This window comes from Planomicrobium sp. CPCC 101079 (genome assembly GCF_007859275.1).
GTDB lineage: Bacteria > Bacillota > Bacilli > Bacillales_A > Planococcaceae > Planococcus.
The window spans coordinates 441,762-466,488 of sequence record NZ_VOHC01000011.1; the positions used below are offsets into that span (position 1 = coordinate 441,762).

27 protein-coding genes and 1 pseudogene are annotated in these 24,727 nt (G+C 44.5%); 10 read left to right on the forward strand and 18 right to left on the reverse strand.

Annotation, left to right across the window (positions count from 1 at the left end):
* Nucleotides 1-49: 49 nt before the first annotated feature.
* The gene (locus FQV28_RS06695; protein ID WP_304608781.1) at nucleotides 50-931 is read right to left on the reverse strand and encodes an aldo/keto reductase; all 882 of its coding nucleotides are present in this window, start codon (nucleotides 929-931) and stop codon (nucleotides 50-52) included.
* A 168-nt stretch (nucleotides 932-1,099) separates the two neighbouring features.
* Between FQV28_RS06695 and FQV28_RS06700 the strand changes: the two genes are divergently transcribed.
* Together FQV28_RS06700 and FQV28_RS06705 are read left to right on the forward strand one after the other, a co-directional pair.
* Nucleotides 1,100-1,954, forward strand: a complete 855-nt coding sequence (locus FQV28_RS06700) for a DMT family transporter (protein WP_186763808.1) — start codon at nucleotides 1,100-1,102, stop codon at nucleotides 1,952-1,954.
* 102 nt (nucleotides 1,955-2,056) lie between these two features.
* Nucleotides 2,057-2,446 carry a VOC family protein gene (locus tag FQV28_RS06705; RefSeq protein ID WP_146494841.1) on the forward strand — a complete coding sequence of 130 codons (390 nt, stop codon included), beginning with the start codon at nucleotides 2,057-2,059 and terminating at the stop codon, nucleotides 2,444-2,446.
* Between the two features lie 397 nt (nucleotides 2,447-2,843).
* Here the strand turns inward: FQV28_RS06705 and FQV28_RS06710 are convergent, their stop codons facing one another.
* Nucleotides 2,844-3,686, reverse strand: a complete 843-nt coding sequence (locus FQV28_RS06710) for an LAGLIDADG family homing endonuclease (protein ID WP_146494842.1) — start codon at nucleotides 3,684-3,686, stop codon at nucleotides 2,844-2,846.
* 119 nt (nucleotides 3,687-3,805) lie between these two features.
* Nucleotides 3,806-4,219 (reverse strand): GNAT family N-acetyltransferase, encoded by a 414-nt coding sequence (locus FQV28_RS06715; RefSeq protein WP_146494844.1) that lies wholly within the window; start codon nucleotides 4,217-4,219, stop codon nucleotides 3,806-3,808.
* A 79-nt stretch (nucleotides 4,220-4,298) separates the two neighbouring features.
* On the opposite strand from FQV28_RS06715, the gene FQV28_RS06720 reads away from it, so the two are divergent.
* The 4 genes from FQV28_RS06720 to FQV28_RS06735 all read left to right on the forward strand — a co-directional run bounded on the left by FQV28_RS06720 (nucleotide 4,299) and on the right by FQV28_RS06735 (nucleotide 6,870).
* Entirely contained in the window at nucleotides 4,299-4,838 is a 540-nt protein-coding gene (locus tag FQV28_RS06720) for a cupin domain-containing protein (RefSeq protein ID WP_146494846.1), read from the forward strand.
* 184 nt (nucleotides 4,839-5,022) lie between these two features.
* The gene (locus FQV28_RS06725; RefSeq protein WP_146494848.1) at nucleotides 5,023-5,901 is read left to right on the forward strand and encodes a hypothetical protein; all 879 of its coding nucleotides are present in this window, start codon (nucleotides 5,023-5,025) and stop codon (nucleotides 5,899-5,901) included.
* A 59-nt stretch (nucleotides 5,902-5,960) separates the two neighbouring features.
* A complete protein-coding gene (locus tag FQV28_RS06730; protein ID WP_146494850.1) occupies nucleotides 5,961-6,140 on the forward strand; it encodes a hypothetical protein in 180 nt (59 codons plus the stop codon).
* Nucleotides 6,141-6,321: 181 nt separating this feature from the next.
* The gene (locus tag FQV28_RS06735) at nucleotides 6,322-6,870 is read left to right on the forward strand and encodes a GNAT family N-acetyltransferase (protein ID WP_146494852.1); all 549 of its coding nucleotides are present in this window, start codon (nucleotides 6,322-6,324) and stop codon (nucleotides 6,868-6,870) included.
* 208 nt (nucleotides 6,871-7,078) lie between these two features.
* Here the strand turns inward: FQV28_RS06735 and FQV28_RS06740 are convergent, their stop codons facing one another.
* The 8 genes from FQV28_RS06740 to FQV28_RS06775 form a co-directional block, all read right to left on the reverse strand.
* Nucleotides 7,079-8,008 carry a bifunctional helix-turn-helix transcriptional regulator/GNAT family N-acetyltransferase gene (locus FQV28_RS06740; RefSeq protein ID WP_146494854.1) on the reverse strand — a complete coding sequence of 310 codons (930 nt, stop codon included), beginning with the start codon at nucleotides 8,006-8,008 and terminating at the stop codon, nucleotides 7,079-7,081.
* A 137-nt stretch (nucleotides 8,009-8,145) separates the two neighbouring features.
* Complete coding sequence (locus FQV28_RS06745; RefSeq protein ID WP_146494856.1) at nucleotides 8,146-8,754, reverse strand: 3'-5' exonuclease; 609 nt, start codon at nucleotides 8,752-8,754, stop codon at nucleotides 8,146-8,148.
* 69 nt (nucleotides 8,755-8,823) lie between these two features.
* Nucleotides 8,824-10,827, reverse strand: coding sequence for an ABC1 kinase family protein (locus FQV28_RS06750; protein ID WP_146494988.1), 2,004 nt, complete (start codon nucleotides 10,825-10,827; stop codon nucleotides 8,824-8,826).
* 389 nt (nucleotides 10,828-11,216) lie between these two features.
* Nucleotides 11,217-11,669, reverse strand: a complete 453-nt coding sequence (locus FQV28_RS06755) for an NUDIX hydrolase (protein ID WP_146494858.1) — start codon at nucleotides 11,667-11,669, stop codon at nucleotides 11,217-11,219.
* A 639-nt stretch (nucleotides 11,670-12,308) separates the two neighbouring features.
* Nucleotides 12,309-12,545 (reverse strand): hypothetical protein, encoded by a 237-nt coding sequence (locus FQV28_RS06760; RefSeq protein ID WP_146494860.1) that lies wholly within the window; start codon nucleotides 12,543-12,545, stop codon nucleotides 12,309-12,311.
* A 46-nt stretch (nucleotides 12,546-12,591) separates the two neighbouring features.
* Nucleotides 12,592-13,095: a PH domain-containing protein gene (locus FQV28_RS06765; RefSeq protein WP_146494862.1), complete on the reverse strand. Its 504-nt coding sequence runs from the start codon at nucleotides 13,093-13,095 to the stop codon at nucleotides 12,592-12,594.
* A 50-nt stretch (nucleotides 13,096-13,145) separates the two neighbouring features.
* Nucleotides 13,146-13,610 (reverse strand): NUDIX domain-containing protein, encoded by a 465-nt coding sequence (locus FQV28_RS06770; protein ID WP_146494864.1) that lies wholly within the window; start codon nucleotides 13,608-13,610, stop codon nucleotides 13,146-13,148.
* 87 nt (nucleotides 13,611-13,697) lie between these two features.
* Nucleotides 13,698-14,348 (reverse strand): Yip1 family protein, encoded by a 651-nt coding sequence (locus tag FQV28_RS06775; RefSeq protein WP_146494866.1) that lies wholly within the window; start codon nucleotides 14,346-14,348, stop codon nucleotides 13,698-13,700.
* A 246-nt stretch (nucleotides 14,349-14,594) separates the two neighbouring features.
* Here FQV28_RS06775 and FQV28_RS06780 point away from each other — a divergent pair, with 246 nt between their 5' ends.
* Nucleotides 14,595-15,086, forward strand: coding sequence for an SRPBCC family protein (locus FQV28_RS06780; protein ID WP_146494868.1), 492 nt, complete (start codon nucleotides 14,595-14,597; stop codon nucleotides 15,084-15,086).
* Between the two features lie 523 nt (nucleotides 15,087-15,609).
* On the opposite strand, the gene FQV28_RS06785 is transcribed toward FQV28_RS06780, so the two are convergent.
* The 4 genes from FQV28_RS06785 to FQV28_RS06800 form a co-directional block, all read right to left on the reverse strand.
* The gene (locus tag FQV28_RS06785; protein ID WP_146494870.1) at nucleotides 15,610-16,113 is read right to left on the reverse strand and encodes a P-loop NTPase family protein; all 504 of its coding nucleotides are present in this window, start codon (nucleotides 16,111-16,113) and stop codon (nucleotides 15,610-15,612) included.
* A gap of 1 nt (nucleotide 16,114) precedes the next feature.
* On the reverse strand, nucleotides 16,115-16,672 hold the full coding sequence (locus FQV28_RS06790; RefSeq protein ID WP_146494872.1) for a hypothetical protein: 558 nt from the start codon (nucleotides 16,670-16,672) through the stop codon (nucleotides 16,115-16,117).
* A gap of 89 nt (nucleotides 16,673-16,761) precedes the next feature.
* Nucleotides 16,762-17,484 carry a 3-ketoacyl-ACP reductase gene (locus tag FQV28_RS06795; RefSeq protein ID WP_255472831.1) on the reverse strand — a complete coding sequence of 241 codons (723 nt, stop codon included), beginning with the start codon at nucleotides 17,482-17,484 and terminating at the stop codon, nucleotides 16,762-16,764.
* Nucleotides 17,485-17,597: 113 nt separating this feature from the next.
* A complete protein-coding gene (locus FQV28_RS06800) occupies nucleotides 17,598-18,227 on the reverse strand; it encodes a histidine phosphatase family protein (RefSeq protein WP_370455118.1) in 630 nt (209 codons plus the stop codon).
* Between the two features lie 482 nt (nucleotides 18,228-18,709).
* Between FQV28_RS06800 and FQV28_RS06805 the strand changes: the two genes are divergently transcribed.
* Nucleotides 18,710-18,892, forward strand: coding sequence for a hypothetical protein (locus FQV28_RS06805; RefSeq protein WP_146494878.1), 183 nt, complete (start codon nucleotides 18,710-18,712; stop codon nucleotides 18,890-18,892).
* A gap of 59 nt (nucleotides 18,893-18,951) precedes the next feature.
* Here the strand turns inward: FQV28_RS06805 and FQV28_RS06810 are convergent, their stop codons facing one another.
* The 3 genes from FQV28_RS06810 to FQV28_RS06820 are packed head-to-tail and all read right to left on the reverse strand — an operon-like array spanning nucleotide 18,952 to nucleotide 22,552.
* Complete coding sequence (locus FQV28_RS06810) at nucleotides 18,952-20,874, reverse strand: PTS fructose transporter subunit IIABC (protein WP_146494880.1); 1,923 nt, start codon at nucleotides 20,872-20,874, stop codon at nucleotides 18,952-18,954.
* The gene (gene pfkB / locus FQV28_RS06815) at nucleotides 20,871-21,803 is read right to left on the reverse strand and encodes a 1-phosphofructokinase (RefSeq protein ID WP_146494882.1); all 933 of its coding nucleotides are present in this window, start codon (nucleotides 21,801-21,803) and stop codon (nucleotides 20,871-20,873) included. Before pfkB ends, FQV28_RS06810 begins: the two co-directional genes overlap by 4 nt.
* Complete coding sequence (locus FQV28_RS06820; RefSeq protein WP_146494884.1) at nucleotides 21,803-22,552, reverse strand: DeoR/GlpR family DNA-binding transcription regulator; 750 nt, start codon at nucleotides 22,550-22,552, stop codon at nucleotides 21,803-21,805. Before FQV28_RS06820 ends, pfkB begins: the two co-directional genes overlap by 1 nt.
* Nucleotides 22,553-22,732: 180 nt before the next feature.
* On the opposite strand from FQV28_RS06820, the pseudogene FQV28_RS06825 reads away from it, so the two are divergent.
* Nucleotides 22,733-22,999 (forward strand): annotated as a pseudogene (locus FQV28_RS06825) (phosphocarrier protein HPr).
* Entirely contained in the window at nucleotides 22,999-24,720 is a 1,722-nt protein-coding gene (ptsP, locus tag FQV28_RS06830) for a phosphoenolpyruvate--protein phosphotransferase (protein ID WP_146494886.1), read from the forward strand. Before FQV28_RS06825 ends, ptsP begins: the two are co-directional and overlap by 1 nt.
* Nucleotides 24,721-24,727: the final 7 nt, after the last annotated feature.

Below are 24,727 nucleotides of genomic sequence, written 5' to 3' on the forward strand. Positions count from 1 at the left end.
CAACCCACGGTCCCTCTTTTTATCCGCTTAACAACCTCTTAGCTACCAGTCAAATAACGTCGAGCGGCGTTTTTTGTCCAGGCCCTGGAAAAGCCTCATCCAGTTTCTTTAATTCTTCCTGTGTCAGTTCGATTGCAGCTGCTTGTGCGTTCGCGATGACATGTTCTGCCCGCCCTGCTTTTGGAATCGCCTGCACATTGCCGGAACGCAGTGTCCAAGCGAGTGCGATTTGCAGGGGAGCGGCGTTATGGTTAGCCGCTATCTCCCCGAGCACCGCATCGGTCGTCAAGGCTCGACGGTGCGATCCGCCTTGCGCGAGCGGACTATAGGCCATAATGGGAATCTCGTGTTTTTCATGCCAATCCATTAAATCAAACTCAATGCCGCGTGATCCTAAATGGTACAGCACTTGATTTGTTGTGCAGTTCTTGCCGTGCGGCACGCTCCACAATTCCTCCATGTCGTCCGTATCGAAGTTCGATACGCCCCAGCGTTTGATTTTTCCTTCCGCTTTCAGTTGTTCCATGCCTTCGACGGTTTCGGCTAACGAGACGCGTCCTCGCCAATGCAGCAAATACAAATCGAGTGAATCGGTACCCAGGCGTTTCAAACTGTTTTTGCACGATTTTTTAATTTGCTTCAGTCCAGCATTTTGCGGATACACTTTGGATACTAAAAAAACTTCGTCGCGCCTGCCTTGAATCGCTTCACCGACTAGGCGTTCCGATTTTCCTTCGCCGTACATCTCCGCCGTATCGATTACCGTCATGCCCAGTTCAATTCCCAGCTGGAGAGCTTGGATTTCTTGCTCTTTGTTCGCTTTGTGGTCACCTATGTTCCAGGTGCCTTGGCCGAGAGCGGGGAGGCGGGTGCCATCCGGCAGGGTAATTGTCCTTTGCTGCAGCGCTTGGTGGATTGCTTGTTGGTCCAAATCATCCCATCCTTTCAGTCTATTTGGTGTTCTATTCTTTTCCCTGCAAGCGCAATTCAAAACTCTAAAAAGCAGGACATCCTGTCTAAGGTGCAGAACTAGGTAAGAGCAATCAATAGCTCATGTTAGGAGAAAAGAAATTTGACAAATAAAGCGGTATTTGCTCTTATGGTCGTGATCACAACCAGTTTGATGGGATCATCCTTTGCTGTCGGCAAAATTGGATTGAGTTACGTGTCTCCGCTGCTTTTGGTGGGTATACGGTTCACCTTGGCCGGACTGTTGATGATTGCAATCGTCACAGCGTTGAAACGGCCGCATCCAAAGCGTTTTACCGATTGGCTGCGAATCTTTTGGATCGGCGCTTTTCAGACAGCCGGGGTTATGGGCGCCATCTTCTTAAGTCTGCGGACCATCACAGCCGGGGAATCGGCTATTTTGACGTTCATGAACCCGCTGCTGGTCGTTGTACTCGGAACTCTGGCGCTTAGAATACGCTACCGCTTTGTCCAATGGGCAGGTGTGCTGTTGGGGTTTATCGGCGTTGTTGTTACGATGGGCACTGAATTGCAGCTGGAAATCGGCACGTTTTTCGGTTTTAGTAGCGCGGTTTTTTGGGCTGTCGCGACGCTGTTGATCAAAAAGTGGGGAGCCCGCTTTGATATTTGGGTGCTAACGGCGTATCAGATGCTTTTTGGCGGTATTTTATTGCTGCTGGGGAGTGCGTTGTTAGAGGAGGCCAAACTGATTCTCAATCCAGCATCAGTGTCCATTATTGTATGGCTTGCAGTCATGGCATCGATTGTCCAATTTGCGATATGGTTTTACTTGCTGCAAAAAGGCAATCCGGGAAAAGTCAGTGCCTTCTTGTTTTTAGCACCGTTTTTTGGCGTCATCAGCGGCTGGTGGCTCTTAGGAGAAGAGCTCGGGCTGACCTTGCTGCTTGGCGGGAGCTTGATCTTTATCGGCATTTTTTTGGTGAATTGGCCCGATAAAGCGGCAAAAACGCCTATAGCGGAATGACTTATTAGGGCGTGAATATTCAGTTTTTTTAAAGGCGGCTAATTCATCTTTCTGCAGCTGGAGCGGCACTACTGAAAGACAAATAGAATGGAGGAATGCAATGTGGCGAAAGAATGTTGGATCAATCTGCCGGTGAAAGATCTCCAAAAGTCGAAAGACTTCTTCAAAACCCTTGGTTTGACGGTGAATGAGCGGTTTTCAGACAGCGAAGAAATGGCTGGTGTAGTGGTTGGTGACCACAATGTCATGGTCATGTTGTTTCCGGAAGAGGCTTTTAGGTCGTTTACAGGCATTGCGGTGACAGATACCAGCTCGAGTTCAGAAGTTATTTTGTCGATTTCGGCCGAGTCACCAGAAGAAGTCCAGGAGTTCATCCAGAAAGTGGAATTAGCTGGAGGCGCAGTATTTTCTGGACCAGGCGAACGCAATGGGTTTTACGGAGCAGGTTTTTGTGATTTGGACGGCCATCGTTGGAACTTGCTGGTGATGTAGACTAATGGCTGGGATATATGGAAAAAGCGAATCCTGGATCAATAGCAGATACGAACTTGTTTTGAGACAGACAGTAACCAAACACAATCATTCAGAAGCGCAGCAAATTCATACCGAGTTGCTGCGCTTAAATTTTATTGGTTGTGAGACAATTTATTTTTTATAAAGAACGAAAATAAATTCTGGCGCATATAAATAAATGACTAAGATGCAAAACGCATTGAAAACGCGTAAAATAGCGGATTTAGCGCATAAGCTAAAACAAGCCCGAAAATGCCAAAAAAGGCGCAAAAATCGGTTTCGTCTCACTATTAAAAGTATACTTAATAAATGAAACGTTACTTCCGATAATTTATATTATGTCTACTAAAATTTTTTTGGCTTTTAAGAGATATCTTTAACTTTGCTTCCCTCTTAGTATCAGAGCATTTTTATGAGTTTTAATATTATCTCTTAATAAAGAAACTTCATCCTTTTCTTTTTGGAATTCATCATATTTTCTTGGTAAGTATAAATTTTTCTCTTGGTACATCCAATCAGAAAAATGTTTTATTGTTTTTCTGCCGCTTACATAAACTCTATAGTGAGTTTCATAAGTAGTAAAATTTGTTTCAAAACCTTGCTTTGCTATTACTTCTTGCAACGAAAGCATGAAACTTTCCGAACCACCAACAAAGCTAATAAAATAATTTCTGTAACTTACATATCCATCTCCATCAAAATATCCTCTTATAAAATGTGAAAGAAAATCTGGCGGGATATTTGGGAACTCAACTACTTTTGATTTATTTGGAGTTAAACCATACAACTCAATTAAATCTTTTTTTAATATTTTACTATGAATATTTAATATATGAACCCCGGTTTTTTCATTTATAATTATAGGGTGATTTGAATCCATAGCTACTTTAATTTTTTCGAGTATATATTTTTCTTTTTGCGCAAAGCTTATTGATTGCTGGTCTTTCACAATACAACCGTCTGCAAAAAAGAAGCCTAAAATATACGCCATGGTACTAGACCAAGTTTTAAAATAATCCTCATTAACTTTGAATTTTCTCTTCCAACTACCTGTCTCTTTCATTTCGACTTTATTTTGATTTAATAATGATCTAATGTAACGATCGGAAACATTGGCCATCCTGCCAATTTCTTTAGTGCTTATCCCATTAGTGTAATATTGAATTATCTCATCGATGGACAAAGAGCATTTCCCGCGCTTAATATCACTCACTTTCATCCCTCCTTTGCAAAATCTTATATATTTTACGAACTAATACGCTTAGATGAATATACATTGAAAATATACTGCAGAAATTCCGTCTCATTAAGTTAAATTCTAATGAATTTTATAAGTAATTAGTGTAAGGAATTCCGTGTCATGCCGCTCGCAAACTTCATAAATCCCATTGCTTCGTAATACGGTTCTAGATTCTCTTCACACATTAGCTGAGCGATTACACCGTTTGATTCGCATTGATCGATCATTCGCTGCATTAATTGTTTGCCAATTCCGCTGTGTTGGTGGCTCGGTGCAATTCCCAGTCCGCAAATAATTGCTGTGATGACACCGTCTGAAATGATTCGTCCCATACCTACTAATCGCTCTCGGTCATATGCATATACAACGAACCAGCTTTGCATGCACATTTCCCTGAAATCTTCTTCTTTCAGTTCAAATGAATTCCAGCCTAATGCCTCATACAAGTTTAAAACTTTCTTAAAGTCCGCTGGTAGTTCCGTGGTGATTATTATCTGTCTTTCAGTGGCCATCGTCTTCACACTCCGATTTAAATGATTGCAGCCGCTCCTGCATTTGACTCTAAAGTATATTGCTTAGGAGGCAGAAAAAATGGTTTATTCACACCTGATCATAACAAATCCTCGCTCAGGCCAAACGATGATTTTCCGGAAAACCGCCAAGGATACAAATGGCACATTGCTTGAAATCGAATCTTTTAATCCGCCATCAGCAAGCTCTGAGCCCGAACACGTTCATCCTAAACAAGAAAGTTCTGCTGAAGTAATTTCCGGAAAACTGCATTTTGATATTAATGGCAACGTTCAAATTATAGGTCCAGGAGAAAAAGTCGTCATCCCACCGGGCGTTCCCCACCATTTTTGGAATGAAGGACCAGAAGAAGCCCGCTCGATACAACGCTTTTCTCCTGCATTAAACACGGAATCTTTCTTTAAGACCTATTTTGCACTGGCAAGAGACGGCAAACTAAATGAAAAAGGAGTGCCGAATCTGCTGTTGACAGCTCGGATAACGATGCATTATCAAAACGAAATCCGGCTCACCAGTCCTCCGTGGGCTGTGCAAAAATTGCTGTTCAGCGTGCTGTCCCCCGCAGCTGCATTGATGGGCTATAAAAAACAATATAACTAAGCCGGCCTGCAAAAGCGACTGCGAACTGTTCTGTTGAACCATTTTACCGCTTTCACAGCTCCGCTTTTCTGAAACAGGTTCGAAAGCCGGTACCCTATTAAAATGTGCCGGCTTTCCGGTTGGTGCCATATGGTATAATTACATAGAAAGCTACGGCTTAGCAACTTGGAATTGAGTGATTTTATTGCCTGGAACAACCCGTGAAAACCGAACCTTTTTTCAATGGATCAACTTCTTCATCCCGTATGTCTATACGCTCGGCATAATTCTGATTATCGGCTGGATGCTCGCGGCGTCCGTCAGCATCGCCATCGATAACGCCAGCAATGACCCGAAAGCGTTATTTTTGCAGACCGAAAGCGCTCCGTCAGCTGATACGGCGAATGAAACGTGGCTGAACCTGCTAATCAAACCGATCGTTACCTCCGACTTTAATCAAGTGATTTTCAGGGGCTTGTTTTTATTGCTGGTATGGATGCTGCTGTTCCTGGTCATTCCGGTGGCTTTTAAAAAGCTCAAACGTTTGAAACTGTTCAATATGGAATTTGAAGTGAATGACATTGAACAAGCCGCCATTCAAACAATTGAAGTCAGCGCCACCAAAGCGAATTACATGCTGTATTTGACGAGTGACGCGGCAACCGACCGGACGCTTGAAATATTGGATGAAATTGGCCTGAATTACAAAGATGTGCTGGAAACTTACTTGACAGAACTGCAAGAATGGTATAAAAATGCGCCGCTTGACACCCATTTTTCTTTTGAACTGTTCACCACCCCCTATCCGTCAAATCTTGAAGGTTTGGTGGCAGCCTCCAAAGAATCCGGCAGTTCCGTCATCCAGAACACGGCAGATCCAAACAACGTGATGCAGAAAAATTACCTGGTTTACGCTTATTCCTACCGGGAACAGGAATATATCACAGTCATCAGCAGTTATACGCAGGAATTCGATACTTTTGACCAATCGCTGTTCGAATCCATGCACAATGCCGTCAGCAAAAATATCGAGCACTATGAATACCTGCTGGCATTGACCTCTCCTGCAGAACCAGATGCATAAACAGCAGCATTTGACGCTGAAATGCAGGTATACTATGATAAACAAAAGGAGTGGATGAAATGACACTTGCTAAAACTCCATTCAGATCGGAAGACGTTAAAGAACGCGCTGCCCGTAAGCTGGCAAAAGTCCGCTCACATCGCCACCTGAACGACGCAACCCGCCCGCTGAACCCGCGGATCAAACCCGTACACGTAACGAAAGAAGATCCGTTAGTGCGGCGCATCACCAATCAATAACAGCCAATCAAAATACCTCCGCATCTCAAAGATGCGGAGGTATTTTTTTGGAAAGATTCATTCTGAGGGGATTTCGCTCCCTTGTTTTTCTGCAGCACCTTATCAATCTATCCGTTCATGAAATTGAGTAATTCTGGTTTTGGCGCTAAAATAGGTCATAAAAACAGCGGAGGCAATTTCAATGAACTTTATAACCGTTGACAGTTGGGATGATCAGCTTTGGCAAGACGCCAGCCCTCTTTACATGGAAGCGTTTGGAGACAAAGGCGCAAAACCGCTTAAGGTCATCAAAAACATGTTTGCGCAAGGAATTGCGGAGCTCCACGTGGCTTACCGCGAATCGACAGCGATTGGCATGGCTCTTACAGGGAAGCTTGCAAGAGAGCGCATCGTAATTATCGACTATTTGGCCATAGCCCCAAAAGAACAGAGCCATGGCCTCGGCAAATCCTTTGTTGATTATTTGAAACAAAAAGCAAAAGATGAAGGATATGGCAGGATAATTATCGAGGCTGAGGCTGAAGAAACAGCGGATAACAGCAGGCGTATTCATTTTTGGCAATCATGCGGCTTCCATCTTACCGAGTATGTCCATCACTATATCTGGGTCCCTGAACCCTATCTCGCCATGCATCTTCCCCTGCGTGCTGATTTGAAAAAGATAACCGGAGAAGAATTATTTGTGTATTTCAATCTTTTTCACCAGCTGTCGTTTCGCAGATTTTCTTAAGCTGCCCGTTTTACCTGAGAAAAGGCTGAAGCCTATTCATGGCTACACAATAAAACAAAAAGCCGGATTTCCTAAGTTACGGGAAAACGGCTTTTTATTATACGATTAATTTAGTTGTTGTCCCTGAAAAACTGAACAAAAAATCGAGACCCAATCTGAAGAAGTGTTTTTAAAGTGGCATTGTTTCTTTACGCTTTCAAACAAAAGCTCATTTTTCAGCTGCCAGTTCCAGATCCCAGCGTTCTTCTACCAGTTCGCCATCGGTCCACTCGTGGTTGGGCTTTTCTTCCGTTAACATAAAGCCATATCGTTCATACAAATACCGAGCAGCGCCGAGACTGTTGACGGTCCATAAGAAGACCTGCCGATAACGCTGTGCACGGCAAAACGCCAGCGCCGTGTCCATCAATTGTTTGCCGATGCCTAGGCCCTGATAGTTTTCATCCAGCACAAACCAGCGGAGCTGAGCGGTATCTTCCGTTGCTTTCGTAATGGCAATGGAGCCCGCGATTTCTCCATTTACTTCCGCAATCCACAATTCCCCGCCTTCCCGGTTCACCATGAACTCCGCTAAACCTTTCAGGACGTAGTATTCAAAGCTTTCGCTGAAATGATAGGTTCTACTGTAAAGGATGCCGTGCAAATACGCTACATAGCCGACATCTCCTGCCCGAAACGGCCGAATGGCGACTTGTTCAGGGCTTGAATTCGCACCCTGCAGGAGAGTTTCAATGGTTGCCATTGCAGTTGTCAGTTTGGTCAGTTCTGGATCCTCTAATGAATCAACCATTTTAGCCAATTCCAAGTTGGCATGGTCTGCTAGATTACGGTAAACAGCTTCACCGGCATCTGTCAAATACAGCAATTGCTGGCGTTTGTCATCAGGAGATTGCTGTTTCTCAATCAGCTCATCGGCTTCGAACTTCTGGAAGATTCGGCTCATATAGCCTCGGTCAATGCCCAATTTTCCCCGAATCTCTTTCGCAATAGCACCTTTCTTGTCATGAAGTTCCGAAATGACACGCGCTTCGAGCAACGAATATGGACGGTTATAAATTTCTTGGTCGATTTTCCCGAGCACATTGGCGTAATACCGGTTAAATTTCCGTATGTTTTCTACGTGCTTCATTTCTGCCATCGGTTATCGCCCCTAATAGTCAGAATAGTGAATACACTTTTAGTGTAAGTGATGTAGTTGACCAAAACAACTAGAAGCTGGCATCAATCGTCTTGTTAACGCAAGCAAAAACTCTCCTTAGTTAGGAGAGTTTTTGCTTACATTCGGCTGATGCAGTACTGATAGATGGCTGCAGTCGCTAAACAATCGCCCAAAGCATCGTGGGCGTTGTGCTCCAGTTCCAAAAAAGCGGTCAGCGTTGTCAATTTGTGGTTCGGGGTCTCTTTGATCACTCTTCTGGCCAATTGCACCGTGTCGATTACCGTATATTCGGGAATCGGTGTAATTTCCTCTAAAGCGTAGAGAAAGCCCATATCAAACGGCGCATTATGCGCAATGATCGGAAATCCTTCGATAAACGCAATGAGTTCGTGTGCCACTTCTTCAATGACCGGTGCATCTTGGACATCTTGATTTGTAATGCCGGTAATCCGGGTAATCGTCGGTGAAATGGAACATTCCGGATTGATCGTCACATACATCGTATCGACACGGTTATGGTTGATGTATTTAACAGCCCCAATTTGGATGATTTTATCGCTGCCAGCGCGAAGGCCGGTCGTTTCAAAATCCAGGATCACGTAATTGTCGGTTTTCTTTAAGCTTGTTTTGTATTTTTTCGGGCGCACCGGTTGGCGTCGTTGCCAACTTGGGCGCGTCTCCCGCAATTTCTGGTTCAATAGTTGTTCAGCATCTCGCTTGTCCATACTGTCACCCCTTCTTACTTTCTGTCCTGTTCATTGTATTCCCGTGCAGTTAATTTGTACAAACATCCATTAGGCCCCGCTGCGCTTCATATCCCGTATCGCTTGGATCGACAGCCGGACGAGCAAGACAACGCATAAGAACAGCCCGGTATACGCAGCGATATTCAAGTACACAGCAAATGCGGCATCGATGAATTGCGCAATCGCAAGCAAAGCCGCAGATACCAGCCCGAACGTGATGCCGGTCATCAGCAAAACGAAACGGGAAAACAGCTGAAGAATGAAGTTTGCGTTTTTCTTGTCTGAAAAGACGTCATGGTGCAGAATGATCTTTCCGCTTTCCACGCGCTGCAGGAGCAAGTCCAGCCGCTTTGGAATATTCAACAATTCCGGAATGATCAACGTCAGTTCTTCTTCCAGCTTTTCTTTGATGATGCGCGGTTCTTTGAACGGTTTCTTAAAAGCGGCATTCTTGTATTTCTTTGCGAATGTTTTCGCTTCCGTAAACATATCAAACGACGGATCGATCAAATGGAGTGTCCCGTCAAGTGTGATCAACGACCGCAATGCCGTCCCGACTGAAGGATAAAACGTCAAGCCGAAGTGGCGCACCAAATCGAACAGCGACTGGATCAGTTCGGTGGTCGGGATAGCGTCCACATAGGAAATCTTAAGCAACAGCTGGCCGAGCGCCTGTTCGAATTTTTGGCGGTCGATGTGGTCGTGTTCTTCTACCAGCAAGGTGACGGCATCATAAATGACGCTGGCATCGTTCTGCTGGACACCGATGATAAAGCGGATCACGCCGTCTTGCTGCGGAGCGGCCAAACGCCCCACAGCCCCGAAATCAAGCAAAATCGGCGTACCGTCTTGAACGTTGACAAAGACATTGCCTGGATGCGGATCGGCGTGGAAAATGCCCGAAAACAGCATCTGTTCAAAAAAGGAAAACAGGACCGTCCGTGCAAAATCTTTCGGGTCGACACCCGCTTGGAGAAACACTTCTCCTCCCTTTGCCAAATTCTTTCCGTTGACAAATTCTGAGACGATGAGGGTATCGTTGCTGTACTCCGTATAGACTTTTGGAATCTTGACCGGGTACGGGCTTTTGGCAAGGGCATTTGATATCTGGACCATGTTGCGGATTTCGATATCAAAGTTGATTTCTTCCCGAAGCCCCGCCGCAAAACCGATCGCCAGCTGGCGGAACCCTAAATTTTCGGCCCATTTCGACCGGTTGGATACCCATTCGGCAAATTCCACCAGAATATTCAAGTCGTCGCGCATGATGCGTTTGATTTCCGGCCGCAACAATTTAACCACCACTTGCTCATTATTCTTCCGGAGTACAGCTCGATGCACTTGGCCGATTGAAGCGGCTGCGAGCGGCTCCATATCAAAAAAGGAAAAGACCTCCTCTACCGGCGCTTTCAGGGAATTTTGCAAAAGAGCCTGCACTTGCGGGCTCGGGAGCGGCTTGACGTCTTGGTGCAGTTTTCCAAGTTCTTCGATAAAAGGTGCCGGAAACAAGTCAGTACGAGTCGACAGTACTTGGCCGAACTTGATGAAGATGCCTCCGCTTTGTTCGAGCGTGTCCCGGAAAGCAATGGCGAGCTCCCGGTCATTTTCACGGTGCCGCGCATATTTCAAGCCGCGTGTAATGCCGTTCCGAATCGCGATCTCCAGCACTTGGCTCAACCGCTTCTGGCGGCGCCAACGCAACTGGATGCGCCGCAGGAAGAATTTGCGCCCGGTGATCCGTTCTCCTTTTTCACCAAGTTCAATGGGATCGAACAATTCGAAAAACAGATAAAATAACATCGAGATCAAGACCATACTGCCGATCCATATGACCGTACTGACGCTTGTAACTTCGGAAACAACGCTTTCCGTCAAGTAATCGGTATAACGCAAGTAGGAATACCAATATACAAAGGACGTCAAAACCACGCCAAGTCCAACTGAAAATACGCGTTTCGCGAAATTGATCTGCGAACCCATTAACCGGCCGCCAACAAAATAAATAAAGAAGGCGACTAAAACAATTTCAATAAACAATCGAACATAGAGCATATATTCCTGCATGTATTCGCCTCCTTGCGATTCCCTAGTGCCCAATATCGAATCCGAAGTTTCTCCTATCAGTATAACAAACATAAAGGTTTTTTTATTTTGCAAACCTGTAAAGCTTTTAACTATAAAAAAACACAGCAAAAGAACAACGAGTCCTTCATTGCCATGTTTTTGTCGCACGGTTCCTCTTGATCGGTATCCTCAAGAAACTGTTTCCCGATGTACCACTCTGTTTTATGTAAGCTTGCCTGGCAACATTCTATAGCGCCTGAGAGCCTTTCAGGCCGCGTTGCGCTCCCTAAATGAATAACAGGGCTTCCGGATCTCCCAAAAGCGCTCAGTTGCCCGCAAATCACTTTTCTCGAACACTTTCAAACAAGCGGCCTGTTTCAGCCGCCCACTCCCTTTTCAATTTCCCTTTCAATCAATTCCAGCAAGCCGGCCGGATACAAAACCGTATCGGAATTCCGCAATTGAGTTAAAGGAATCCATTTAGCAGTCGTCGTTTTCAGCCCTTCGGTAACAGTAAATGCCTTCTGCAAGTAAAGGGCTGGGTCTTTGAATCCGACCGTATAAAGCTGGGTGATTTCATGAAACACGTCTCCATGGATCTCATAAATGTTTTCCAAACAGCTGACGTACCGATGAATTTCTATGTCGGCCCCCAGTTCTTCATGGTATTCCCTCACCAATGTCAGCGCTGAAGGCTCGCCTAATTCGATCGTTCCGCCAATGGGCCGGTAGAACAGGCCGGTGCCTTGTGAATGGGTGCCTTCTTGTTCTTCTAATAACAGGTGGCCTTTATGAAAAAGCAGGCCAAGAGTGTTTGCTCGCGGGCGCATGGGAAACCTCCTTTATTTGGATTTGTGAGTAAATTTTTAAACAGTAACAGGGCTAGTAACGCCTGGAAAACCTGAGGTGTTGCTTTGGAAATGCAGCAAAGTAAAAAAACAAATTCCGTTTATTGGAAATTCAAGCTAAACTAGAAGGAATACAAAAAAAAGAAAGTTGTGAATCCGTTATGCCAAAACAGTCGATTCAAAATATGTGGGTGACAGCAGTCTGCATTTTGCTAACAGTTTCTTTCCTAGTGGCAGCTTCAAGCTACTTCAACACCAAGCAAATTGATTCATTAAGCGCGCAATGCATGGAAAACCACGGGAACATTTTCTTGGAAATCCATAATCCCCTTACCAGTGATTATTCGTTTGAATGCAAACTGAACAAAAGGGATTAAGGAGTCGATCCAAGCGAATGTAAAAGGCTTACAAGAAACCCGAATGCCACATTTACAAGCAGGGCATTCTTCAAGTGCTGGGGTTTCTTTTCTTAGCTAGGTACTCGGTTATTGCCAGTTTAGTAAAATAACGCCGGCTGTGAGGGATCTATAGAGAACCTGCTGAACCATTAACTTTTTAGTATGTATGGTCTTTTTCTGCTTGATGGATGCTTTAATCCAAAAGACCATGTTCTTTTGTTCTTCAAATTATGAGATAAAACATTAACCCAACATCCATCAGCATTAAAACTAAAAAATAGGCCATGAGCGGCTTGTTTTTTTGCTTAAAACTGAAGAATGCCAGTCCAGCCGATATCAAGAGGACAAAGATAAAGGATGCCAATTGGATAAAATCTGTATTTGAGTGATCGTTGACGAAGAAAATCAGTATTAAAATAACAAACAAACCCAAAAAATACATATTGCCTTTCTTGCTCATGCTGTTAGCTCCTTGTCCGTTATTCATTTCCAGAGTTCCAATTCTTTTATTCCAGGAAAAAATTCTGTAGTGCATCGATTTCTTCATTGCTTTTTGCAATCACCACGAATTCATCATCGTCTACTGTCATCATATACTGGTCATTGTAGAAGCTGATAAGGGAAGGCGATTTCCCTCGGGATAAGCTTCTAATATAGGCACTTATCTCGTCGGGAGCAACACCGGTTATCGTAACATAGGTTAAAGTGGTTTCCATATCCTGGCCAGCAACATAATGTTCTTTCCAATTTTTGATCCGGAATGACTTGTGCAGCGATTTTTTCTCAAACGGGATGGCCTTTTTACTCCTAGAAGGCTGATACAACTTAAAGAATGTCAGGTCTATTCGCGAAGCGCCGCCAAACAGCTGCAAGACCAAGTTTTTTTGAACCATGGGCCGTCCTTTGAGTTTACGGAAAGGTATGGCCATTCGCTTTCTCGCTTCTACTTGGAAATAGGGGCTTTTTTCATCTGAAAACAAGACATTGAATTCGGTTTCCATTCTTTTCATTAATGCTCCTCCTAATCTTGAGTAACGTTGCCAAAGTATTGATTAGTGGTCTATTCCAATCTCCCAAGCAACTGAAAAGGGGGCGCTGTCCATGTTTCATAAGGTGCATAATGTCTTACCTTCATGGCATCGAGTGTACGGGATTTCATATTTGGTCGTGTAATGTAGCGGCCGATCGCGTCTTCAGTCAAGTTGACGAATTTTGCGTCGCGTATTTCTTCGGTTTGTTTCCGAATGCAGTTGCTAGTGGATACGGCTTTAAACACAACCGACAAAAGAAAGTTCGAGCTGTTGTAATAGAGGCCAGTGATGCCGAGAACGCGAATAGTGATGCCTGTTTCTTCATACACTTCCCGGATGACAGCCTGATCCAAAGCCTCGCCTTGCTCCACCTGCCCACCCGGACATTCCCATGTATCAGAACGGTCATGTGTCTGGACCAATAAAACCTCGCCTTGTTCATTTACCACAAGTGCGGAGACGGCAATCAAATGGTTTAACAGTGAGTCTCTCATATCCGCTCTCCAATCTTCCAACTTTAAAAGATAAAATTCTGCTGCCGCATAAATTTGTATAAACAAAAAGAAGGCTTTCGCCTTCTCTTAAGAAAAACTCATAAACGTCATAACAAAGAATATGGCTAAAGCCGCAAACAATACGAACAAAACCACACCTGGAATCAGTAAAGTGAAAAAGCCTTTCCAACTGGAGAAACGGTGTGCTTCCCCGATTGCTTTGCTTTGAATGATCAAGCTCCAAATTCCGAGAACTAAGCTTGCGATTCCGACAAGTCCTGCAATCACAAAAGTTATGGGTGATGTGTCTGCACCCGTTTCCCCGAGCATTACATCCGGAGCGGCCAAGTTTCCAATCAAAAAGATTGGAGCAAACCAAATTGATGGAATTGAAGTCGTACCGATTGCTTTGAACATTTCTGAATATGTACTAACTCCCTTAAACATTTTCCCAATCAGTAAATATAAAGCTGAAAGGATAGCTACTCCAGCAATTCCGGCAATCGGGCCAATGATGCAGCCGATTAGAAGGGAAGCCCATAGAGGCAATGCTCCATTCAATTGGGGATCGAACGTTCCGAGCAGTGCATTAATGACAGCAGCTATAACAATTATCATTAACGCGTAGCCCGTTGTTTTTTCCTCAATGACGTAGCGTACCGTTTCCCTCGTTCGTACCCAGATGGCCGTGAACGGATTAATTTGTTTGTAATGCGATTTCTCTTTCATTTCATTCATGATGAATTGCCTCCTTTTATACTAGATTCTACGGACTTCACAGTATATGGTTTCAAATTTCAACAAAATATTGCAACTAAGTTCTCCCTCTTCAAGTTTGCAATTGATATGTATCTTTAGAGTCAGCATAAGCAATCAGTAAAATATAACTGCAATTCGTTCAAATTTACTGTTAATTTTTAAAATATTCTGTGAATAATTATGCTATTATTTAACTAACAATTAAGGACGGAAGGAGCGCTAAATATGGCAGGTTTAATAAACGAACCGATTGCGAAAGCGGAAATGCTGATCCGTCGGCCGGTGCATGAAGTTTTTCAGGCTTTTATCAACCCCGACATCACCACAAAATTTTGGTTTTCAACGAGCAGTGGTCCGTTGGAAACCGGAAAAAATGTTACATGGGAGTGGAATATGTACGGAGTCTCAACCAACGTCCATGTGATCGAGATTGATGAGAACCAACGCATTTTGATTGAATGGGAAGAAGCTTACGGTTTTACGCCTGTTGAATGGATTTTTTCGCCGCGCGGCAATGATAGCACTTATGTGTCAATCACCAATACAGGATTTCACGGGACGCCGGATGATATCGTAAAACAAGCCATAGACTCAATGGGTGGATTTACGATGGTCCTCTGTGGGTTGAAAGCTCTTTTAGAACATAACATCGAGTTGAATCTTGTGGCGGATAAAGCGCCTGATGCTCTCTTGAAACGGGAAGACTCTGCGAGCTGATCCGCTCCTGAAAATGGATAGTGCTTGGCTGCATCTCTTTGGTGCAGTTTTTTTGTTTCTTAATTTTTTGCTTGTTAGCTTTATTTGTTTTTTGTTTTTCCTTATGTAAACAAGTACATTTATTTTTAAAAACTGCTTGTTTTCTGTATTTGAATGTGTTTGCTGCCTGTCCTTCAGGTTTGCTCTTATACCAGAAGTTTCACCTTTTCCGGTTTCTGGAACTATTTTGCCAATAGCTCCACCTACCCTTGCAGTGTGGCAGAGATGGCCGCATCTCTTGGCTCCAAGAACAACTTATCGCCAGCATGTATTGCTTATGCTAAAGCCTAAGGTTTTTTCTTTTTTCTAAGCAATTGTCTTCTAAGGGCTTATGAAGATCTTGTTGCCGTTTTTTCTTTTCTGATCATTTTGTGGTTGGATTTTTGCCGGTCCCTTCTCTTTTTTGATACCTTTTTGTTTTTTTATCAATTCCTTATGTAAGATAATACATTTATAGCTAAAAAACTTATTTCTTACTGGTCTTTCACTTGATTTCTTCTAAAATTTTATTCAAATCGCCTTGAGTACTGATAATTTTCGTCTTTTCGCTATATGGAATCAATTTTTGCATGAACACGAGCTTCATTTGCTTCTCAAAATAGCGATTCCATCCGAACATCTTTCTAAAAATCTGAACGGTTGGTTTATAATTAGCCTCTTCTGTTCCGATTTTTTGTCCGATGAAGCGTTTTATAATCCGCCGCAGCCTGACTTTAGGCGGCACATCCAAAAAGAGGATGAGCTCAACCGCTGCCAACCCTTCATCAGTCCAGTGAATGTGCACTCCTTCAATAACCCATTCCGGGAGGTTAATGGCTTTTTTAAATTCAGCGTCCCGGACAGCTTCTGACTTTCGAATATCGCCGCTTTCCTGCCTCATCCAGACGAATTGATCGGTTTCAAAACGGGGAATCGCAACTTTTTTTGCCAACATTTTCGCTAAGGTGGTGTTGCCGCTCCCGACAGATCCGATTATGTATATTCGCATTTCAATTGGCCTCTAGGCTTTCCGCTGATTTTTCAGGGAACTTGTTTAATGCATCTTTAAGGAATTCCGACAACGGTTCTTTCATAAGCAAAGCCAAAATTTTCTGATCAGCTCCAACGGACTGTAAATATGACTGCAGCAAATGCGCACTGGCTCTCCGTTCCATGAGTGTATAGGCAACATACCAAACTTCTGGGCTGCCAAGCTTGATTCCTTCCCATATCCGGCTAATAACGACAGGAATTTTGCACAATTGGTCTTGATGGTAGATGGCAAAATTGCCGGCCACTTCTATAGCTGTCCCTTTTTCATTAAAAAGAATTTTGTACTCCGTCGCATACGGATAATCGCCGCACACGGTATCTTTGCTGGCGAAATTCTTTAACGCTTTTTTTACATCGCCATGCGGAGCTTCAGTGAATAGGTCCCAATCCCCCATTTCTCTGTGTTCCATCAGCCCCAGTGCAAATAACAAGCCACTAGCGCCGAGCGCATAAGAAATATGGTGTTTATCCAGCTCCTGGGCAATTTTTTGTAAATCTTCAACCCGCTGACTCATGGCAATCCCCCTTTTTTAAAATTATTCTGGCCAGTAAAAAGCCGGCAGCGAGTCGATCAAGTCTGCCGGCCTTCTTTATTCATTAAACATTAAAATGGATTGGTTGACCAGAGGCTTGAAGAAGGTATGAACATCCTCGGATCTAACTTCAATAGCGACACCATATATTCCGCCAAATCTTCCGGTTGCATAAATTTTTCCAGGTTATCGTCTTGCAGGAATCCTTGGATCGTCATATCGGTCACCACTCTGCTTGGTGCTAAGCCAAAAACGCGGATATTGTGTTTCCGCACTTCTTGCGCCAGAGACTCGGTAAGGCCGAGCACCCCGAATTTCGATGCGCTGTAAGCTGTTGAACCGGCACTGCCCCTAAGGCCCGAAGTGGACGAGATGTTGATGATGTCTCCCGCATTTTTATCAACAAGCTGCGGCAATACAGCGCGTGTCATATAATAAACGCCCATCAAATTCACTTCAATGACCTGTCTCCATTCTTCAGGTTTCGCCTCCAGCAAAGAGGCATGCTGGCCGATACCGGCATTGTTGATCAAAATATCAGCAGGGCCAAGTGCGCCTGTCAAATGCATAACCGCTTGCTCCACTTCATCCATCATTGATACGTCCGCAATGGCATAAGCTGCAGTTCCGCCAAAGTTCCGGATTTGTTTCGCCACATCGGGCAAATGTTTGTCGGTTCTTGCAATCAAACCGACATGGACTCCTTCCCTGGCTAAAGCGATAGCGGTCGCACAGCCTATTCCTCTTCCTGCTCCAGTTATAAATGCCACTTTTCCCGCTAACGACTGCCCCAACCTGCATTCCGCCTTCCTAAATTCCATAGAATCGCTTGCATTAAAAATTCATTGCAGTTCTAAGCAAAAGTTAAGCTTAGCTTGCATCGCCTTAACGATTAAACGCTTGGACGTTACGAAGGCCAAGTGACAGCTTCTTTTTCATAGCTGAATTTATGATTTGGCTGGATTTTTGAAAGATGTTCTATTTGGTTGATGCCTTTAACCTGCCAGCCGCGCTCACCGTAATGGATATGGCTGATGCAGCCATTTTCCAGCGATGTATAACCCGCTTTTTCTTCTAATGAAAAGGCAGATAAAATTGCATCGATCACAGCGCCGTGTGCTACCAGCAGCACATGGCTTTCCGAAAATTGCTGTTCAATTTTTTGAATACCGGACATCAAGCGCTGTTTGAACACATTCATCGGTTCTTGATTCGGATATTTTTTGTCCGGGAAAATAGCTCGCCGGTCGTGAAGCGTCATCCCTTCTGCATCGCCGAAATGCCGTTCCATGAACTCTTCCATTACAATCAACGGCACGTCCAGTTTGCCGTTGATAATTTCTGCTGTGTTTTTCGCACGTTGCAACGGGCTCGTAATGACAAAATCCCATGAAGCCTCTTTTAAATGCTCACCGCATGCCTTAGCCTGCATAATGCCGTTGGCGTTCAACGGAATATCCATGCTCCCCTGAAGTCTCCCTTGTGTGTTCCAGTCCGTCTCACCGTGTCTTACTAAGCAGATTTTAGTAATGGTAATTCACTCCTTTTTACAATTTAAGGCAGCTGGATGGCCCGAAAACGGCTTTTCTACAGCGCCTTTTAAAAATTATTTCTACTATTCTAACACATATGAATGAATATTCTAAAAAAAACACCTTACTTTTCAATACTTTTTTCAATATTGAAATTTTGCGGCTATTTTATCGATAAATCATTCTCTCCTTCTGATAGAAACCGCATAAAAAATCGAAATGCCAAGTCAAAAGTGCCAGTTATAGGGAATAATCGATACGATGGACTTCCTTAAAAACAAGACGACGGAAAAAAATGTAAAACCTTTACGCTCAACACAACAACGAATGCCAGGATAGAGCAACTCAAGAAGTCATAGCCGGAAAAGACAACTTCTTCTCAGGATAGCTTTAAACAACCAAGCCGAAAGCGTCTGGCTGTTTTGTATTCCGGAAGCAAACAAAATACGGTACAATTGAGGAATGCCGAATTTTTAAGGAGACTTCCATGAAAACTGCAACTGTCCTGTTGCTTCTGCTCGTCGTAATGCATGCCATTACTGTACTTAATATTTTGCTGTTTAGCGGCAAGTTGAATGACCTGGTGTTTTTCTTCAATTCCGCCCTGTGTTTCAGTGCCGTCGCGTATTATGTTTGGAAAGCAGATATGAGCAAGAAGAAAAAAGCATAATCCATTCAAAAAAACCGCTGCTAGAAATTGAACTGTTCTAGCAGCGGTTTTAATTTTTATTAAGCTGGCACTGCAATTTTCTTTTTCAAGACTCCTGCAACAATCGCCGTAACGATTGCACCTGCAATAATTGCCAACGCGTACATTAACACACTCATGATGCCGCCGTCGACAAGTCCCATTACAAAGATGCCGCCATGTGGAGCCCGTAAGCTGATGTTGAACAGCATAACCAATGCACCGGTAGTCGCTGCCCCGGCTACAGAAGCCGGGATGACGCGTGCCGGATCGGCTGCAGCAAACGGAATGACCCCTTCTGTGATAAAGCATGCGCCAAGCACGTAGGCTGTTTTTCCAGCTTCACGTTCCGGACGTGTGAATTTGTTTTTAAAGAAAGTTGTCGCAAGGGCCATGCCAAGCGGCGGAACCATACCTGCCGCCATGACTGTAGCCATAAAGTTGAAATTCTGTGCATCGAGCATGGCAATTCCGAACGTGTACGCCGCTTTGTTGATCGGGCCGCCCATGTCAATTGCCATCATACCGCCGAGCAATAACCCGACGAGTACTAAATTAGTGCCGCCCAAGCTTTCAAGGAAAGCGGAAATGGCAGTGTAGATTTTTGTCAGCTGCGGATTCACAAGCATCATGATGATGCCCGTTATCGCGATGCTGAATACTGGATAAAACAAAACTGGCTTTAATCCTTCAAGGCTGTTTGGAAGAACAGAGAATACTTTTTTAACTAACACAGTTACATAACCGGCAAGGAAACCGGCTATCAGACCGCCAAGGAATCCTGAACCGCCGCTTGCACCTTCAACACCTGTAACTGTGATGGCGATCAAACCGCCAATCATACCAGGTGCAAAGCCGGGACGTTCAGCAATACTCATTGCGATAAATGCAGCAAGTACAGGGACCATTAAGAAGAACGCATTGCCGCCGCCGATTGTATTCAGCATGGCCGCAAATTGATTGTATTCAGGGCTGTCCGGGTTGGACGCGTTAATGCCCCAGAAAAACGAAATTGCAATCAGGATCCCGCCGCCGACTACGAATGGCAGCATATTCGAAACCCCATTCATCAGATGCTTGTAGAAACCGCCTTTTGTCTCGGTTCCCGCCGCATCGTCTTTTGAACGATCATGCGTGTAGACTGGTGCGTCCCCGCCAACTGCACGGTTCAGCAAATCGTCTGTTTCGTATATTGCCTTGCCGACTTTCGTCTGGATGACCGGCTTGCCGTTAAAGCGCGCCATTTCCACCTTCGTATCAGCCGCAACAATGATGGCGTCGGCATCCGCGATTTCTGCATCGGTAAGCCGGTTTTTCACGCCGCTTGAGCCGTTTGTTTCCACTTTCAAGGCAATGCCCCGTTCTTTTGCCCGCTCATTGAGTTTTTCAGCCGCCATGTACGTGTGCGCAATGCCAGTAGGGCAAGCTGTCACAGCAAGAATTTTCTTAGCAGAAGGAGATGCTGCAGGAGCGTCCATCGCTTCCGCCATTTCTTCCTCTCCATCTTCCGCCAATTCTTTTTCAGTTACCGCAACCAGGACGTCTTCTTTGGATTTTGCAGCTAACATTCGTGAGCGGAATTTCTCGTCCATCAGAAACGTCGCAAGTCTCGACAATGCTTCCAAATGATCGTTGTTTGCACCTTCGCTTGCCGCAATCATGAAGAACAAATGGGATGGCTGTCCGTCAAGAGCGGCGTAATCGATTCCTGTCTGGGAACGGCCAAACGCAATGGCCGGAGACTTTACTGCGGCAGACTTGGCGTGCGGAATCGCAATGCCATCGCCAATTCCGGTTGTACTTTGTTCTTCGCGGGCCAAGATATCTTTCGCGAATCTGTTCTTATCCGTTAATTTTCCAGCAAGATCAAGCTGATTGACCAATTCGGCTAAAACGGCTTGTTTAGACGTAGCTTTCAAGTCTAAAACTATAGTTTCTTCAGTTAATAATTGTGTGATTTTCATTTTGTCACATCCTGTTCATGAAATGGAGTTAATTTCACTTGGCCGAGCAGCGCTTCTACATCGGGTTTTTCGCATAAATCCGAACGGAAAGCTGTGGCACTGCCGCTCGCTACACCGTACTTGAATGCTTCGAGCGGATTTTCTTGTTTAGCATAAGAAGCGATAAACCCGGAAACTAAAGAATCGCCGGCGCCAACCGTATTGACTACTTTTTGTTTAGGTGCTTCAGCTGAAACCGCCAACTCTTTCGTGACGAGAAGGGCACCTTCTCCGCCCATGGAAACGATGACATTTTCGACACCTTTTTCCACAAGCTTTTTAGCGTAGGAATAAGCATCGCTTTTGTCCGAAATGACAATGCCAAAAAGCTCGCCAAGTTCATGCTCGTTTGGCTTGATCAAAAAAGGGTTGAGTCCGATCAGTTCATTTAAAGCAGGGCCAGACGTGTCAAGCACCAAACGGACACCATTTTTTTGGCATGTTTGGGCAACTTCTTTGAAAAAAGCTGTAGGGATGGAATCAGGCAGCGTGCCGGCAAGGACAAACCAATCGCCTTTTTCCATTTTTGTTACTTTTTCCATCAGCGCATCCAGCTGACTTGCCGAAATGTTTGGCGCTGGGCCATTCAATTCGGTTTCGTCAGCTGATTTGATTTTGACGTTAATGCGGGTAATTTCTTCTATAGAAATAAAATCTGTCGCTACGCCTTCATCTTCTAAAAATTTTGCGATATAATTCCCTGTAAACCCGCCTGCATAACCAAGCGCGATACTATCGGCACCCAAGCGCTTTAACACGCGGGAGACATTAATTCCCTTTCCGCCGGGATAGTAATACACTTGTTGGGAGCGGTTCAGTTTCCCTGCCACAAATTCGGGTAAATATGTGGTGTAGTCAATTGAAGGGGCAAATGTACACGTATAAATCATTAGCTCTCCACCTTTACTGTTGTCTTTTTTTCCATGACAGCAAGAATGTCTTCCGGCATCTTATCAACCACCATGACCGCGGCAGCCAAATCCATAATTTTCGCAAAGCTGACTTTGTTGTATTTGGAATGGTCGGCTAACACATAGGCTTTCCGGGAAAGTGAACTAGCCAGCCGTTTGACAGCTGCCTCTTCAGGGTCAGGTGTGGTATAGCCGAATTCTTCATGTATGCCATTGACGCCGAGAAAACATCGGTCAAAGCGGTAATTTTGCAGAGATTGTGCAGTTTGTGCACCGACTAGTGCACCTGTCCTTGATTTCATCAAGCCGCCAGTCAAGTAAGTGGTGATGCCATGTTCATTCAAGAGGTCAACGTGCGTCAAGCCATTTGTGACAACGGTGATATTTTTGTCTTTCAAAAAAGGGATCATTTGAAACGTTGTTGTTCCGGCATCAAGAAACACGCTGTCCCCTTCCTGCACAAACGATGCTGCAAATTTAGCCAGCCGAATTTTCTCTTGGAGGTGTTGAGTCGATTTATCTGAGACGCTTTGTTCCATCAAATTGCGGCCCGGAAGCACAGCACCGCCAAATACCCGTTCGAGCTTCTGCTGGTTTTCGAGCTCAGTAAGATCCCGGCGAATCGTGGATTCAGAAGCAGCAGTTGCATCGACCACATCCTGGATTTTGATGGTCTGTTTTTCAGCCAGCAAGTTCAGGATGAATTCATGCCGTTCATTTGTTAACATCCAAACACCTTCTTTATCGATTCGATAAATCGATAATACTTGAAATCGCTTCCAAAATCAATCAAAAACGTTTATATTCATTCAAAAACAATCAAATACTTTTAAAATCATCCAAAAACGTTCATACTGTAAAAGTGGAAGTCAGTCAAAATCACTCATTTTCTTTAGGAGGAATCATTCATGGTAGAAAAACAATTTACTATTACAGACCAAGCAGGTATCCACGCTCGCCCAGCATCAGCACTTGTCGGAGCGCTTTCAAAATTCAGCTCGGATATTACGCTTGAATACAAAGAGATAAAAAGTAAACTTAAAATCAATCCTAGGTGTAATGTCCCTAGGAATTCCTTCAGGCGCTACTGTTACGTGGCAGCTAATGGAGCGGATGAAGCAGAAGCGATGGCACGCGCAGAGGAAGTTATGACAAGCGAAGGGCTATCAAACTGATGGCGCAAGCACTTTCCGGAATTGCAGCGTCAAATGGTGTTGCCATCGCCAAAGCGTATCGCCTAGAAAATCCGGAACTGAATGTAGAGAAAAAGGATATTGCCGATCCACAAGCGGAAGTGACGCGTTTTGAAGAAGCATTAGCGGAGTCTGTTTCTGAACTTGAAGTGATCAAAGAACGGACAGCCCAGCAGATCAGCGAAAAGGAAGCTGATATTTTTGGTGCCCATCTTCTTGTGCTAAGCGACCCTGAATTGGTTGGCCCGATTAAAGAACGCATTGCATCTGACAAAGTAAATGCAGAATTTGCGTTGCAGGAAACTGCGAATATGTTTATTACGATGTTCGAATCGATGGACAACGAGTACATGAAAGAACGTGCAGCGGATATCCGGGACGTGACAAAACGCGTACTTGCCCACCTTTTGGATGTAACCATCCAAAGCCCGAGCATGATCTCTGAAGAAGTGGTCATCATCGCGGAAGACCTTACCCCGTCTGATACAGTCCAACTAAACCCGCAATATGTCAAAGGGTTTATCACTGATATCGGCGGCCGGACTTCCCACTCCGCGATTTTGGCGCGTACTTTAGAAATCCCTGCTGTTGTTGGGGCAAAAACAGCGATGGCCACAGTCCAAAATGGGACTGTAGTTATCGTTGACGGACTTGATGGCAATATTATCATCGATCCAGATGCAGCAACTATTTCTGAATACGAACAAAAACAAGCTGAATATGATCGGCAAAAAGCTGAATGGGCTACGCTTAAAAACGAAGCGACAGTTACGCAAGACGGCCACTCAGTAGAACTTGGCGCAAACATCGGGACGCCAAAAGATATTACAGGCGTTCTTGAAAATGGCGGCGAAGCGGTCGGACTTTACCGTACTGAATTCTTGTATATGGGACGCGACCAGTTCCCTACAGAAGACGAACAAACCGAAGCTTATGCCGCTGTCCTAAAAGGCATGAACGGCAAGCCGACAGTTGTCCGGACTCTTGACATCGGCGGAGACAAAGAACTTTCATACTTGGACTTGCCGAAAGAATTGAATCCGTTCCTAGGGCTTCGTGCTATCCGCCTTTGCCTGGAAATGCCGGATCTTTTCCGCACGCAGTTGCGCGCATTGCTTCGCGCAAGTGTCCATGGCAACTTGAAAATCATGTTCCCGATGATTGCGACATTAGATGAATTCCGCAAAGCCAAATCACTTCTCTTAGAAGAAAAAGCGAAATTGCAGGATGAAGGCGTTGCTGTCAGTGATTCTATTGAAGTCGGAATCATGGTCGAAATCCCTTCTACTGCCGTAATGGCTGATGTATTCGCTAAAGAAGTCGACTTTTTCTCGATCGGAACAAACGACTTGATTCAATATACAATGGCCGCTGACCGAATGAACGAAAGCGTGTCATACCTTTATCAGCCATTCAACCCAGCAATTTTGCGCATGGTGAAGATGGTCATTGATGCTTCCCATAAAGAAGGAAAATGGACAGGCATGTGCGGCGAAATGGCCGGCGATGAAGTTGCGATTCCGATCCTTCTCGGACTTGGACTTGATGAATTTTCAATGAGCGCGTCTTCTATTCTTAAAGCGCGTGCACAATTGAAGAAGTTATCAAAAGCAGAAATGGAAAGCCATGTTGAACATATTTTGTCTCTTTCCACTTCCGACGAAGTTGAAGAATTCGTAAGAACTAAATTTATTAACGCATAAAAAAAAC